The following is a 15,355-nucleotide window of genomic DNA, read 5'->3' as shown; positions in this document are numbered from 1 at the left end:
TCTGCAATATTTATTATCACAAAGGTTTGATATAGTTTCTAGCTACTATATTTTTCTGTCATTTCTTCGACAAATGATGTTACGGCTTTTTTCGTTTGACGTTTTTCGCGTAACTTTTTATTTCCTACAAGATCCTTAAGGTGATCTTGATTGACAATACCGCTATATTCATATTCACCGGTGATATCTTTAAGTATCTGTTCATCAACCAATTGTTGACGTGCAAATTGATTAAATTCCGATTCCCGTTTCGCTTTTTCAAATAGAATATAAGCTTCATCAATATTGTCTTCTTCAGACAATTCCGGTATAACATCATCGATAAATTCACGAATTAAATCACGTTTCAAACGTAAGGTTGGATCATCCGCATTATCGAGTATACGTCTGATTTGTTCACGATTACGTTGTTGTTCTGCCTTATCTTTTAAATCAATTTGTCTGACGAGATCCATGATATAAGAGACATTAATGCGATCATTACGTAAGATTTCGATTTCAAAATCAATATCGTTCAGAATAGAAACTTTTTCAACTTCACCCCGTTGAGGTTTCACTTCATCATATATCGCAAAGTATTTACTCTTATAGTCTTCAAATTCTTGTTCGTCCATACCGATATTTGCTTTTGTAAAATCAAACTCATCAAATGCCTTCAATCTCAGCACAAGTTTTGAAACTAAACGGAAAGCTTCGACAAACGCTTTTTTCTCATTTTCATCTTGAACTTGATCCATATCTTGAGGCTTCAATGCGACAGCTTTTAATTCAGCTAATGCGTCAACAAACTCGGCTTTATATTCATCATAATCTCTCATTAACACGCGATCTGTATCTTCCGTTTGAGAGAACAATTTTAAGGCATTATCTGTATTTTGTTTCAAATCACGATAATTCACGATTTTACCAAATGGCTTGGTTTCTTTTTCCACGCGGTTCGTACGTGAATAGGCTTGGATTAAGTCGTGATATTTCAGATTTTTATCGACATATAATGTGTTTAATACTTTACTATCAAAGCCTGTTAAAAACATATTAACGACGATTAAAACATCAATTTTGTTGTCTTTGACACCTTTTTTGACATTTTTAGAGATATGATTAAAGTATTCTTGGAAAGTATCCGTCGAGAAATTTGTGCCAAAGTTATCATTATAGTCTTTGATGACTTCTTCCAATTTTTCTCTAGAATGTGCCTCATCCACTTCTCCTTCGTTTCGTTCTTCATTGGCGGCATAAGAGAACACGCTTGCGACTTTTAAAGGATGTTCATAGTCCTTACTGATCTTTTTAAACGTATCATAATATTTCACAAGGGCTGGAATACTCTGTACCGTTAAAATGGCAGAATACTGTCTATTTCTTGTATATTTATCATGATTTTCCGTAATATGTCGCGCAATAAGTTCAACGCGTTGATCGGATAACCAGACCTCATCAGTATTTATACCTTCAACCAATTCGTCTGTCCCCGTATCTATATTTTGAGCTTTAATGGTGTTGATATAGTCTACGGAAAAGCCTAATACATTACCATCATGAATCGCATCTTTAATCAAATAAGTATGTAAGCATCGACCAAAGATGTCCGCAGTACTCCGACCATCCTGGCTTTGATTTTCTTCAAAACGCGGCGTACCCGTAAAACCAAAATATTGCGCATTATTAAAATGTTGACGGACAATACGATGCATATCTCCAAATTGACTACGATGACACTCATCGATGATGAATACGACTTTATCTGTCTTATATTGATCTAATGCTTCAGCATTATTTTGAATCGCTTTAGACATTTTTTGAATCGTGGTAACGATTAGTGGTAAGCTTTTATCCTTTAATTGCTTAACGAGCTGCGCCGTATTATTCGTCTTATCCACGGACCCTTTAGAGAATTTATTAAACTCCTCTTCCGTTTGGCTGTCTAAATCCTTACGGTCGACAAGGAAAATGACTTTTTTGATGTCATCTTGTTTTGACAACACTTGACTCGCTTTAAAGGAAGTTAATGTTTTCCCGCTGCCCGTCGTATGCCAAATATAACCATTATTACTTGTTTCCGTTGCCTGATGTATCAATGCTTCAACTGCATGGACTTGATATGGACGCATGGCCATAAGGATATTGTCTGTTTCATTTAAAATCATATAGCGTGAAATCATTTTAGCGATATGACACGGTCTTAAAAATGTTTCAATAAATTCATTTAATGTATTGATACGATTGTTCTCTTTATCACTCCAATAAAACATATGACTTTTATATATTTCGCCATCATTATTAGAGATATAACGCGTATCGATACCATTACTAATAATAAATAATTGTATGTAGCGGAAAAGGCCCGTGTAGTTTTGTTTGCGATAGCGCATGACTTGGTTAAATGCTTCATTGATATCAATGCCACGACGTTTAAGTTCAATTTGAACCAAGGGTAAGCCATTAATTAAAATTGTGACATCGTATCTCGCTTTATATGTGTCTTCTACAGAGACTTGATTGGTGATTTGAAACTTATTTTGACACCAATTCCTCGTATCTAAAAATGATAAATACACTTCAGACTCATCATCACGTTTTAAAGGTAACTTATCGCGTAGTATACGTGCACTTTCAAAGATCCCTTTACCATTAATCATCGTTAATAAGCGTTGAAATTCTTTATCTGTTAGTGGCTCTCCATTTAATTTATCCGCGTGTCGTTCATTTAATATCGAACGGAAATTATTCAATAGTTGTTGTTCATTCCTAATCGTTACCGTTTCATAGCCGTTGGATTTTAGCTGTTCCATCATTTCAGTTTCTAAAGCAAACTCACTTTGGTATACCATAACATCCCCCCTAGACTTACTTATTCCTATGATAATTAATAATCATATCGTGTGATTTTATTTATATTTCAACAGTTGCCTCATAAACAATTATAACATTTAAATTGTTATGGAAATACAAACATATGAATCATCTGTTATTGCAATGTTTTTATATTGATATTATTAAGTATAGTATATTTTTATTTTATTGTATTTGATAACGCTTTATTTTTTGATAGCATTGAAGGTGAAACTTACATAAGGGAGATGTATGAATGAAATTTAGAAAATTAGGGATGTTAGGTTTGTCTTCTTTTATTATTTTAAGTGCTTGTGGTCAAAATACAGACGGTAATAATAAAAAAGACAATGATCAAACACAGGAAAGGGATAAAAAATCAGATGAAACTGAAAAGCAATCAAATGATGAAGTAGCAGAAAACAATCAAAATACAAAGAATCAATCTCAAGGTGAGTCTAATGCTGCAGAAACAACAAATGAAGCAAATAACCAAAATAGTGCTCCTATAACAATTGATGAAGCAAAATCTATCGCTTTTAACTCCGAAGATATACTTAATTTCACTAAAAATAAAGATGAACTGATTTACAATAAAGATAAAAGTAATGATGATAAAATTTTTATTGAAACGCCTTTTGGTGGTATAAACGAATCTGTTAAGCACCACGCAATTATAGATAGAAATACAGGAAAAATTATCAAAACGGGTGGTGCCATCACCTCTCCAGATGGGCCTATAAAAGCTAAAAATGGTTATATAGACAAAGATATCTATAATTCAACTGCTGATTTTTACAATACTTACGTATATAAAAAAGGGATGCCTAAGTTTGAAACTGCCAACTCTGATGTTCCAAAACAAAAATATAAAGAACTTTCAAACATCGTAGGTAATTATTGGCAAAAAGAACAAGGATATGACAATGAGTCAAATCAATCAACATCAAATAACAACCAGTCTCAAAACGAAAATGAGAAGAATCAAACAGGTAATGATAGTAAACAATCAACGAATGAAAATACAAAAAATGAACAAAATGGAAACAACATTAAAGAAGATAATAATAAATCAAATCACAAACAAAATAATGAAGAACAACAAGAAAATAACAATAAAGAAAATACACAAAATGAGGAGCGTGAAGACGAATCAAATCAGCAAATAGAAAAACCATCCAACGATGATGAGCAAAATTCCAATACAGCAGAAGAAAATAACAATCAAAACAATGATGAAAATATTAATAACAATAATAATGAGAGCGAAGAACAAGCACAAAATAATACTCAAGATGTAGAATCAAATAGTTCAAAAAATGATAAAAAAACTTCAAACGTTTCATAATTATAAAACTATTAATATAAAAATTAGCTTGTCATTGATTAGTGTTACACAAAGATTTTCACAAGTTAAATAATTAGAATCAGAAGTGTCCATATAAACTATATATTAAATATTTTAAGGGAGGATGTATTGAAAATGAAAAAAACAGTAACTAGTTTAGCAGTAGCTACATTATTGTTATCAACTTCAGGAATTGTTAAAGCAGCTGATAATAAAGCAGATTGGGATGAACCTGTTTTTATTAAAGGCGCTGACTTAGAAGGCCAAGATTTACAACAAACTGAGAACGATCTAGGTGTTGATGATAACTATGAAACTTATAGTGTTAACGTCAATGATGTGAGTAACTATATCCCTAATAGTAGTAATCTAAGTTATATTTATTCAAGTGCTACAATTGAACATAAAAAATGGGGTAAAGGTGTTGATGTGAAAATTGATACACCAGATAACATTACAAAAGTAACAGCCGAACAATATCAAAACGCCGCAATTACGGCAGGAATTAAAAATGCCGAAATACATATAGCTTCTGTCGATCAAGTAACAGGCGAAGGAGCTTTAGCAGGTATTTATAAAGCGTATGAAGAAAAAGGTAACGATCTAAATAGTAAAGATATTCAAAATTCAAATCAAGAAATGAATGACTTAGGTACAATTTCAGAAGAAAATAAAGGTAAAGATGGGTATTCAGATGAAGCTTTAAATGCTTCGATAGCAGATATTAAAGAACAACTTGCAGATATTAAACAAAATCAAGATAAACAAATCACACAACAACAAGTTGAAGACACTGTTAATAAAGTCCTCGACGAACGTGGTTTATCAGAGATATTATCAAATAATCAAATTCAAATGATTAATAATAACATGATCAATGTAGCAAACTCTAATGCCTTAACTTCCGATCCTAAAGCATTTAAACAAAATGCCAAAGATGTATTAAAAAATATTGAAAAAAACTCAGATGATTTATTGAATAAAGCGAAGGATAAAGCCAAAGATTTGAATACAGAAGAAAATAGAAATCTCCTTCAACGCATATGGGACGGTATTGTGGGAATTATTCAGTCGATCATTCAATTTTTCTCTAATCTGTTAAATAGATTATAAAAGCAAAATTCTAAATACATGTAATTTCAAAAATGACAATTTCTATTAAAGTATACTAGAAATTGTCATTTTTTCTTATTTAGAAAACCTTAAACTTGTTATAGTAAAAATTATTCTTACTGTATTTCTTAATATTAGAAATCAAAACATAAAACCAATTATTAAAATTAATAAATTAAAGCTTAAAGTTTTTTACATATTTTCACCACAAAAAGCTAAAAAAGTATCAACAAAAGATAGTTTCAATCCTTATTATTATCATTATTGTCGTGTCGTTTATTAAAGATAAAATAAAATACTAAAACTACTATAGGAATAGAAGCAGAAAATATAGCTGAATAACTACCATTTTTTATCAAAAATGGTAAACAAATCGCCATAGCTATTAAACATATACCGACTACTATAAAGACATAAAGTTTGCTCTTATCCATCTAGCAATACTCCTTCAAATTATATTAAATAAATCCTTTAATATATTATCTCCCAAATTATATAAAATGAAACGTATCAGTAGAAAATTCACTTATAATATTAGTTGAGCCTATTTTAATATAAATATTATTACTTCAAGTCTACACTTTCTTCAGCATTTGCAGATGTAATAGTTACTCCTATTAATGTAATAATACCGCCAATGATTGCGACTAAAGTAGGTACTTCACCTAACATAAAGTATGCTAATACAAGTGAAACTGCTGGTGTTAAGTATAATGAAATCGTCGCATCTGCTACTCCTACTTTTTGTATTGTATAAGCTAAGGCAATGTAAGGTATAACCGTTGGAAATGCACCTAAATAAATGACAGATAATATCGATGTCATATTTGCCGTCTGTAATTCATTAAAACTTCCGGGTAAAAATATAAACATAAATAATGCGCCTGCAATAATTGTGTAAATCGTTAATGGAATAAAGCCATATTTATTTAAATACTTTTTCTGGAATGCAAAATAAACGCTTTCACCAAAGGAGGCTAATAAAACTAGTATGATACCCACTATAAAGACATTAAGTTTATCTCCATTACCTAGTGAGATTAAGGCCACACCTAAAAATGCAACAAGTGAACCAAGCCAAGCTAATTTTGAAAATCTTTCTTTTAAAAAATAAGTGGCAAGTAATGCCGAAAAAATGGGTGTTGTTGAAACAATTAAACTTGCTATACCAGCACTTACATAGTACTCTCCAATACTTAATGCAGTGTGATAAACTGTAAAACCGCAAAAACCTAATAATAAAATAAAAGGTATGTCTTTTATTTGAGGAAGTGGTATTTTTTTTATAATTCCTAATATGCATAATAGTATCGCAGCTATGAGTAATCTTAATGCAGACAGATGTTCTGCTTTAAAATCATTCAGTGCTATTTTAATTACTGGAAAAGCGGATGCCCAAAGGAAAATGGTGATTCCAAATGCGAAGTAAATTGACTTACTATACTTATGATTATTCATCAACATCTGCTACCACTGTTTGTTGGTAGTCAATCAGAATTACCGAACGTACACCAATATTATCATCATTTCCTTTTTCAACTGGACTTACGTAATGACTTACATCTGGATCATAAACACCATAGGATTCTAAAGGTTGTGTGATTTCAAATACCTCTATTAAATCATTATTGTCGATTTCTTCTGGTTTATTACCAGCTGCCTCTGGAACTGCTATAGCATTTGTTCCCCCTGTCACATTTGTTCTTTCAATTAAATGTGCAAATGTGAAAGGTTCACCATCTTGATGCAAGCAATCAGGTGATGAAATTGCTTTGTCACCATCTTTTTCTACGTAAAGTTTTACGAAATGTACACCTACATGGATAGGTAAAATTTTGTCTTCTTCATTCCAGAATGTTTCTTTATAATTGGCTTTGATAATTTCATTTAATAACTTGTTATTTCGTATATTTTTTTCTATCGAATGAAACTCTCTATATGCTCCTGGGTGTTCGGGATTGAATTTACCTTGGAAGTACGCTGAATATTCTACATTATTTTTGTTTATTGTTGGTAGCCAATAAATATCTTCTGTTTCAGGTAAAATAATTGCTCTTGAGTATCTTCTATATCTATTCAAGTTTGGTGCATAATCATCTTCCGGTAAATTGCTAAAGTATTCTAATAATTCTTGATAATCATGTTGTATGCCTTCATAATTTAAGTCTTCCATCAAATCATATTTTGCATAACCATTTTTTCTAATTCTACTCACTATAAAACATCTCCTTTAATATTATATTTTCATATTAAGTAATATGATTTATAATGAGTACAACCAATTGTCAGATAATTTACCCAACCAATTTAAAAAAGGATGATTTTTTATTAAATATAAAGAAATTGCTTCATACATTAGAGATAAAGTGATAGATGGAGATTGGTTTTATGGTATGAGAATTCCTTCTCATAGAAAATTAGCTAACCAATTTAATGTCAATAGAGTTACTATTATTAAAAGTATAGAATTATTAGAATCAGAAGGTTTTATCTATACAAAAAAAGGAAGCGGAACATACGTAAATGATTATTTAAATGAGGATTATATTTTAAATAAATGGTCTGAGATGATGGATTGGTCATTTAGAATGAGAAATCAGTATACTGTACAACTTATTAACAAAATAGAAACAGATTCAACCTATATACATATAAGTAAAGGAGAGCTAGGTAAAGACTTAATCCCACATCTAGAATTAAAAAATGCAATGACTAATGTCTCAAACTATATTGGGGATTTATCGTTTGGATATAATAATGGGTATGGCTACACAAAATTGAGAGAACTAATAGCTGAGCGTTTAAATAAAGAAGGTATAAACATTAATAAAGAAAATGTATTAATAACATCTGGAGCCTTACATGCGATCCAACTTCTCGTGACTGGGTTTCTAAGTCAGAATACGGTCATATTTTCAAATACGCCATCTTACATAGATTCTACACATGTGTTTGATTACTTAAATATGAAAAAAGTGAAGATTCCATATAATGAACTGAACGATTTTCAAAATATTATTAATAAGCTGACCAGTAATAAAGAAAAAGCTTTATACATAGAACCTTCATTCAATAATCCAACTGGACAATCAATTTCAGAACAAATTAGAGAAGATATGGTTGATTATAGTAGAATGCATAATATGCCAATTATAGAAGACGATATTTATAGGGATATATGGTTTGATGAACAACCAATAAGACCACTTAAGTCATTAGATGCAAACAATAATGTAATCCATATAAGTAGTTTTTCGAAATCAATTGCGCCCGCTATTAGAATTGGTTGGGCTATCGCTTCTGAAAAAGTGATTGAACAATTAGCTGATATAAGAATGCAAATTGACTATGGTTCGAGCATACTTTCTCAAATGGTGGTTTATGAATTATTGAAGAGTGGTGACTACGATAGACATGTGACCAAACTTAGAAATGTATTAAAAGAAAAACGGGACTATATGTTAAGAATTTTAGATGAAGGATTTTCAGAAATTGCCCAATGGGAAATACCTGAAGGCGGGTTTTTCATATGGCTTAGCATCAATGAAGATATAAACGTTAAAAAGCTCTTTTCAGAGTTGATTGATAAAGAAAAAATATTAATAAATCCTGGCTTTATTTATGGAAGTGAGGAAAACACGATACGCCTCTCATATGCATTTGAAAGCAGAGAGAATATTAAGTATGCTTTGGAAAAAATTCTTCAATACGCCTTAAATAAAGAGGAATAACAATGTTTAAGATTAAATTGTATAAGGTTTTAATGTAGAGTTCTAGGTTAGAAAGTTGTTTACTATATTATGTAAGTAAAATTAAGTAGCTAATTATAAAAATATCGAGTAGTATATAGTTAATTATATAAAAGCGGAGGGATTTTTAATGAAAAAATTTAAGTTAAAAAAGTATGACATGAGATTCAGAGGTGGATGGTGTTATAAATGTGGAGATCAATCTTCATATTTATGTGATGACTGCGGTTATTGTAGATACTGTTGTCATTTTTAACACTGTGTATAATAAATATATACAATATGAATATTTATGAGTAAGAGCGTGGAAAATGTTCCACGCTCTTCTGTAGTAGGTGAGAAAATGGAAAATTATAAAACTCAAGAGGTAAGAGAAACTCCTTTAAGTGCTCAAAATGCTAATGTCTTTATTAAGTGTGTAAAAGAATATGACTGGTTAAAAGATATAATAGTAAACGGTTATTTTCAATATAGATATGTCACTGAAGAAATAGGATATTTAAATTTAAAAGAATATAGTGCTAGTGATGAGGGTACATCTATTCAAAGTATTACATTTCCAATGCTATGCTTTTGCGACATTCCGTTAAATCAATTGAACGATCATAATAAATGGTACGGTGACTATGCAATATGTATGAAAAAGTCATGGGGAATTGATAAAAAGTTGCAACCTTTGCACTATGTTATAAATACTAGCGATTATATTAAAATGTATCAAAATATATTTAATAATATAATTAGTAAACAAAATGTTGAAGATGAAACATTTGAATTTATATTTAATTCATTATTTTATTTGAAACATTTTAAAGGACAACAATATTGTGAAAAAACTGATAAATTAGAAGAAAAAATTTTTATGGATGAACAAGAATGGAGAAGTATAAAATTTTTTGACCAAGATATAGAAACATTTGAAAACTTTTATATTAATGAAGATAGTGGTTATAAAAAAGTAATTTACAATGACGCTTTAACAAAACTAAATGATAACAGATTAGAGTTTAAGTGTGAAGATATTAGATATTTAATTGTGAAAAACGAAGAGGACGTAATCAAATTAATAAAAGATATTAATAAATCTAATTATAATGAAGAGGAAAAAAGCATACTTATTTCAAAAATAAGTGTTTTAGATTATTTAAGAGAGGATTTTATGTAATGTTGAGAAAAGAACAAATTAAAAAAACCTTAAGACATGATACTATGCCCTCATTAGTTGTAGATGAATTAAGTAGTCAATTACAAGAGAAGTTAAAAGAACGATATCCAAATAAAAAAGAATTAATTGATGAGCTTCAATATGAGCCTCTTAATAAACATTCAGCAGTAATTAGCAATGAATTAAATAGTAAAATAAGGTTTAAAATCGATGATTACAAAGATTCTATAGAATTTTTGTTTTACTTAAAAAATAGTCAGAAGCCAATTGAGATAGAAAATTATGAAAGCGAACAAATGTTTAAAGATATACCTTTAGAAGAATCAGATGTTTATAAAACATTTTTAAATGAAGATAAGCCTGAAACTTCAATTATAATGAAAGCTGCTCCATTTAGTGAAAACGATAAACTACATATAATGATAAAAGTGGAAAAGGAATTTAAACCATTAAAATTAAGTAGGATAGCAAATGATAGTAAAAAAGAAATGAAGTATTTGTTCGAAGGAGATTTTATAAAAGTCTCAGTGCTAGTAGAAAAAGAAGTTAAATACATGAAATGGAGTTTTAAACATCTTTTTAATGAATCAAAAAAACAGGTTGACATACTAGCGGTAATTAATACTTATAGGATGTTAATTGCTTTAGCGAGTGGTGAAATTTATACAACAAGTAAGAATAAGTTGAGTAGTGATTCAACAAGTAAAAATAAAAGTATTGTTACTTCTTTAAAAAAAGATTTAAAGTTATTTGAAATTATATATGACTTCCAGAAAGTTCTTATAAAGCAATTTGAAATATCTACACCTTTTAACTTAGAAACAATTTTAGAATGTGTTAAACTCTATTTTCTATTGCATAAGCAAAAATTAATTTTAGAAGAAAAACATTTAGAAGGACTGTTCATCAAAACAGATAGTTTCAACGGTAAAGATATAGAAGATAAAAAATTCTCTTTAATTCAAGAAGAAAATTTAGAAACATCTATATTCAATCAAAAAATTTCATATACTCTGTATCAATGTTATTATCAAATAAATTTTTCAAGCTATGAACAACTAAATGAAACAGATATCAGATTAAAGTTGAACTCTGAGGATTCAATCACAGTTATCAATAAGGCATCTTATAATCATCCTACTCAACCACTTAATTTAGAAGAAATTGCGTTTGAAGAAGCAGAAACACTAAATACTTTGATCGATAAATATACTCCTAATGAAATTGGATAAATTATAGAAAAAACTAACTGAAAATGTACTTAACCCGTAAGGTGGAACTTAATAAAAACACTATGTTCTAGGCTGCTAATTCTCTGAATTTTATAGGGGATAAGTAGCCTAGTTTTTGTTGAATTAGATTATTATAGTTTTTAATGTAATTTTCGACAATATCTATTACAATTTGATTAGAGCTATTGAGCTCATTATTTATGTAGAAAGTTTCACACTTTAGCGAGGAATGGAAACTTTCTATCGGGGTGTTATCAGCTGGTGTTCCCTTTCGGGACATACTTCTGATAATGCCTTTTTCTTCGCATAATTGATAGTAAGCATAGGATGTATAAACACTTACTTGATCACTATGTAGTATGCAATTTTTAAGTATAGAAATTTGATTCAATGTATCATTTACTAAGCTTTGATCCTGCTTGTTATCTATTTTATACGCAACAATTTCTCCGTTATAAACATCCAAAATTGAAGATAAGTACAACATAGAGTTACCGAAAGGTAAATAAGTAATATCTGTTGTTAATATTTCCATTGGTTGACTTGCTTTAAATTGTCTTTGTAATAAATTATCTGTTTTATAATAAGGTTTACCAATACTTTTTGACTTTGTAGGTCTAACTCGACAATTTAGATTATTCTCCTGCATGATTCTCTGAATTCTTTTATGATTAACTGGTACTAAAGACAATTAATTAAAGCTGTAATTTTTCGATAACCGTAGGTATATTGATTGTCTTTACACAATTGAATGACTTTTTGTGTCAAGTTATCATTTTTGTGTTTCTATCTATAGTATGTCGATTTAGGTATTTCTAAAACATCAAGTATCATTTTGACTGAATACCTATGCTTTAGTTGATTAACTAATTCTACGATTAATGTTGGTACCACTTCCTTTCCAACTCTTTGTACTTTTTAAAATATCTAATTCAATATCTTTTCTTTTATTCTCTAATTTTAATTGTTCTACTTCTGAGAGCTCTTCCAGCCCTTCACCATAAGTATACTGCTTGCCGACTTGTTGAGAAAATCTGTAAGTTTCCCCATTTGGATACCGTCTCCATCAAGTTTTTACCTGTGTTCTGCTTTTGATATTTAAGGCTTTCATAATTTCTTTTACAGTATAACCAGCCTTTTCATTTCAATAGTTTTATAATTTGTTTCTAATGAATACGACACTCTTTTCATAGAAAAAACACCTCCGTATTTTTCATTTTAAATGAATTCAACGGAAGTGTTTTTATTTTATTCCCATTATTTGGGTCAGTTCAGAAATGATGATAGTGTTTTTTCATATCAAACACATTAATTTAGAACTATTTATTTTCAAAAATAAAGGTTGGCAAAAGAGAGATGAATTGTAAGACATGATATCTAAAATGATACAAGTATTGTTCGTAGATTATAAGCTTTCACTGAGCACTTTGAAAAAAAGGCTTTTTGACAAAGAGCCAATAAATGTTGGTCGTCTTTTTTGATGAATGAATTTCAATAATCTGTAAAAAAGTGTGTGGATTAATTTATTCAGAAAATCAGTAAAGCTAAATCAAGTGGTAATTTTAAGATATCGTAAATAGTGTTGAACAATCTAATAGTGTGTAATATAATTGTATTCATGAAGTTCCTCCAGAACTTCACACCTTTTGAAGCCACCTTTATGGGTGGCTATTTTTACAATAAAAATATATAATTGTGGTCAACATACCACGTATTGTCGCTATTCTAAGATGTAATAGCTATTTATAACATATTGCTCAAGAGTAGGTATTTTTGCACCCCTTTTTATAGCAAAATTATTGAATTATTAAATAGTATATTTTATCCTTATAAATGTAGTTTGATTAGGATTGCTCAGAATGTACCTTAGTGTCTTCTTATCAGTTCCAATAGGCAGCCACTACAGTGGTTGCTTTTTGTATTTTATAAAAGTGTACAAATGTATTAAAAAGTGCCCAAGAAAGTGTTGAAAAAATTAAAATAATATTTTAATATGAACATACGGTACTATTATTCCTATGCATTTTTAGATTCATGACACCGTTCTTATACATACACTTTAAGCACCTTAAGCGAGGTGTTTTTATATAACTTGAATTACATACACAACAAAACATATAATGAAAATACGTGCTTACTAACTCCTTTTCGTGAAAATTTAACATTAACGTAACAATTTCCAAGCGTGGCACTAGAAATCAAACTTTTAACGTTTATTTTCCTTAGCAAACCTAACGTTTAAATCCAAATTAAAGCACCTCTTAATGAGGTGCTTTTGTTATTTTCATTTCAATGGATGATATGACTTATATTACATGCGTACTCTTCTTTGTAATTAAAATCACTTGATACTCATTTCCGTCACCTAGTATGTTACTGGATGAATAATTGCATTGCAAAACAATCTAGTTATATGTTACATATTAATATGCACGTATAAAATGCGTGTAACTAAACATCATCAATTATGAAAGAGTCCCTTTCATAGCAACCCCAATTTAAAATTTACATTTTACCGTATCTTAAATGATGCGGTTTTTTAATTTTTAATAAATTAATTACATTACGTGATGAAATAAAATCAAAATCATTGTGATATTTAAGGAAAAAAGGGCGTAATTTTGATAATAAGGGCAAGGGTATGAGATGGAATTTATAGAAATGTGCGCATAAAAACCAATTTAATAGCATTCTTGGAATGTAAGAGTATCCATGAAATCAGATTTAGGATGGAAAGGGAATAATATACAATTTAAGTCCTGATTCATAATTTGAGACTTAAATAAAATTAATGTGGTATACAACACTAAAAAGGTTAGTACGACTGACTCAGAAAACAGGTTGCTATGTATAAGGTGAACGAGAAAAATTACTGAAAGTCTATATACATGTGTAGTTAAAAATGCATTATTATTTATAATCATATAACTTAAAGAAATATACATGATATCTCATAACTAAAACTTATTATTGAAAGATTAGAAGTAAAGGTATGTTAACAATCTCATTAGTCATTAATTTCAGAAATGAAGTGTCGTTTAACCATATTATTAATTGGTCCAGCGATGCCGCATACGAAATCGAAAAAATATTTTTTATTTAGACAAATTTAATAAAAATAATGTTATCAAGTAATTAGAAAGAATGTTTGATGGTGAAAAAACATAGAGTAGTATGAAGTGGAAAATATACGTGAGAATTAAAAACTTCCACTTGATACCATGGTAAATTTTTGCTGATATGAAACAAAAAATAGTGATTTCGATAATAAAAGGACCGTAATCTTCTATAAAGAATAGAACAAACAATTTAGGTAGTGTCAAAATATTTTTTATGTTTAAAATTATTTTTTGTTAAGTAATTATACAAGTTTTGTAAATGTAAATTAAATGTTACATAACTATATTGACATACCTTACGAATATTATATAATTGAATTGTGCGTATCTTGATTGTGCACATTTTTTATGATTTGCAAATAAGGAGGATGTAAATGAAAAAGAATAAGTTAGATTTTTTGCCGAATAAGCAAAATAAGTATTCAATACGTAAATTTACAGTTGGAACAGCATCATTGTTAATTGGTGCTACATTAGTATTTGGCATTGGGAATGAAGCGAAGGCAGATGAAGTGTCAAACACGAATAGTCAAGCAACTTCAGGGGAAGAAAGTTCAGATAATTCAAAATATGATAGTTCTGTGCAATCAACTGAATTAGAAAATACAACAAGTACTGAGGAAGTAACAAAAGAAGAGCAACCAAGTACTGAGGAAGCAACAAAAGAAGAGCAATCAAGTACTGAGGAAGCAACAAAAGAAGAAGAGCAACCAAGTACTGAGGAAGCAACAAAAGAAGAAGAGCAACCAAGTACTGAGGAAGCAACAAAAGAAGAAGAGCAACCAAGTACTGAGGAA

The 15,355-nt window shown here is 29.6% G+C and carries 10 protein-coding genes and 2 pseudogenes; 7 read left to right on the top strand and 5 right to left on the bottom strand.

Annotated features, from left to right (window positions below):
• Positions 1 to 38: 38 nt before the first annotated feature.
• Positions 39 to 2,831, bottom strand: coding sequence for a type I restriction endonuclease subunit R (locus BJS11_RS07245; RefSeq protein ID WP_069995311.1), 2,793 nt, complete (start codon positions 2,829 to 2,831; stop codon positions 39 to 41).
• A gap of 257 nt (positions 2,832 to 3,088) precedes the next feature.
• On the opposite strand from BJS11_RS07245, the gene BJS11_RS07240 reads away from it, so the two are divergent.
• Both BJS11_RS07240 and BJS11_RS07235 read left to right on the top strand, forming a co-directional pair.
• The gene (locus BJS11_RS07240) at positions 3,089 to 4,180 is read left to right on the top strand and encodes a hypothetical protein (protein WP_069995310.1); all 1,092 of its coding nucleotides are present in this window, start codon (positions 3,089 to 3,091) and stop codon (positions 4,178 to 4,180) included.
• Between the two features lie 135 nt (positions 4,181 to 4,315).
• Positions 4,316 to 5,293, top strand: a complete 978-nt coding sequence (locus tag BJS11_RS07235; protein ID WP_069995309.1) for a DUF1002 domain-containing protein — start codon at positions 4,316 to 4,318, stop codon at positions 5,291 to 5,293.
• Between the two features lie 242 nt (positions 5,294 to 5,535).
• Here BJS11_RS07235 and BJS11_RS07230 read toward each other — a convergent pair whose 3' ends face one another.
• The 3 genes from BJS11_RS07230 to BJS11_RS07220 form a co-directional block, all read right to left on the bottom strand.
• Complete coding sequence (locus BJS11_RS07230) at positions 5,536 to 5,727, bottom strand: hypothetical protein (RefSeq protein WP_069995308.1); 192 nt, start codon at positions 5,725 to 5,727, stop codon at positions 5,536 to 5,538.
• Between the two features lie 130 nt (positions 5,728 to 5,857).
• Positions 5,858 to 6,751: a DMT family transporter gene (locus BJS11_RS07225; RefSeq protein ID WP_069995307.1), complete on the bottom strand. Its 894-nt coding sequence runs from the start codon at positions 6,749 to 6,751 to the stop codon at positions 5,858 to 5,860.
• Positions 6,744 to 7,508, bottom strand: a complete 765-nt coding sequence (locus BJS11_RS07220; protein ID WP_069995306.1) for a 2OG-Fe dioxygenase family protein — start codon at positions 7,506 to 7,508, stop codon at positions 6,744 to 6,746. Before BJS11_RS07220 ends, BJS11_RS07225 begins: the two co-directional genes overlap by 8 nt.
• Before the next feature lie 112 nt (positions 7,509 to 7,620).
• Here BJS11_RS07220 and BJS11_RS07215 point away from each other — a divergent pair, with 112 nt between their 5' ends.
• The 3 genes from BJS11_RS07215 (at position 7,621) to BJS11_RS07205 (ending at position 11,439) form a co-directional block, all read left to right on the top strand.
• Positions 7,621 to 9,024, top strand: coding sequence for an aminotransferase-like domain-containing protein (locus tag BJS11_RS07215; protein WP_258953784.1), 1,404 nt, complete (start codon positions 7,621 to 7,623; stop codon positions 9,022 to 9,024).
• A gap of 322 nt (positions 9,025 to 9,346) precedes the next feature.
• The gene (locus BJS11_RS07210; RefSeq protein WP_069995304.1) at positions 9,347 to 10,207 is read left to right on the top strand and encodes an abortive infection system antitoxin AbiGi family protein; all 861 of its coding nucleotides are present in this window, start codon (positions 9,347 to 9,349) and stop codon (positions 10,205 to 10,207) included.
• A complete protein-coding gene (locus BJS11_RS07205; RefSeq protein ID WP_069995303.1) occupies positions 10,207 to 11,439 on the top strand; it encodes a hypothetical protein in 1,233 nt (410 codons plus the stop codon). The genes BJS11_RS07210 and BJS11_RS07205 overlap by 1 nt, the downstream gene beginning before the upstream one ends.
• A 67-nt stretch (positions 11,440 to 11,506) precedes the next feature.
• Here the strand turns inward: BJS11_RS07205 and BJS11_RS13305 are convergent.
• A pseudogene (locus BJS11_RS13305) lies at positions 11,507 to 12,630 on the bottom strand (IS3 family transposase).
• An 83-nt stretch (positions 12,631 to 12,713) separates the two neighbouring features.
• Here BJS11_RS13305 and BJS11_RS13915 point away from each other — a divergent pair.
• Both BJS11_RS13915 and BJS11_RS07195 read left to right on the top strand, forming a co-directional pair.
• Positions 12,714 to 12,872 (top strand): annotated as a pseudogene (locus BJS11_RS13915) (DUF5906 domain-containing protein); the annotation flags it as partial.
• A gap of 2,060 nt (positions 12,873 to 14,932) precedes the next feature.
• Positions 14,933 to 15,355, top strand: a 423-nt coding sequence (locus tag BJS11_RS07195; protein ID WP_069995302.1) for a YSIRK-type signal peptide-containing protein, incomplete at its 3' end; no start/stop codon positions are given.

The organism is Staphylococcus caeli, from assembly GCF_900097965.1.
Lineage (GTDB): Bacteria > Bacillota > Bacilli > Staphylococcales > Staphylococcaceae > Staphylococcus > Staphylococcus caeli.
This window is presented reverse-complemented; position numbering and strand designations above follow the sequence as displayed.

Bases quoted from the DNA above. Each gene is read 5' to 3' on its own strand.
- BJS11_RS07245 (WP_069995311.1), bottom strand. From the start codon at position 2,831: ATGGTATACCAAAGTGAGTTTGCTTTAGAAACTGAAATGATGGAACAG.
- BJS11_RS07240 (WP_069995310.1), top strand. From the start codon at position 3,089: ATGAAATTTAGAAAATTAGGGATGTTAGGTTTGTCTTCTTTTATTATT.
- BJS11_RS07235 (WP_069995309.1), top strand. From the start codon at position 4,316: ATGAAAAAAACAGTAACTAGTTTAGCAGTAGCTACATTATTGTTATCA.
- BJS11_RS07230 (WP_069995308.1), bottom strand. From the start codon at position 5,727: ATGGATAAGAGCAAACTTTATGTCTTTATAGTAGTCGGTATATGTTTA.
- BJS11_RS07225 (WP_069995307.1), bottom strand. From the start codon at position 6,751: ATGAATAATCATAAGTATAGTAAGTCAATTTACTTCGCATTTGGAATC.
- BJS11_RS07205 (WP_069995303.1), top strand. From the start codon at position 10,207: ATGTTGAGAAAAGAACAAATTAAAAAAACCTTAAGACATGATACTATG.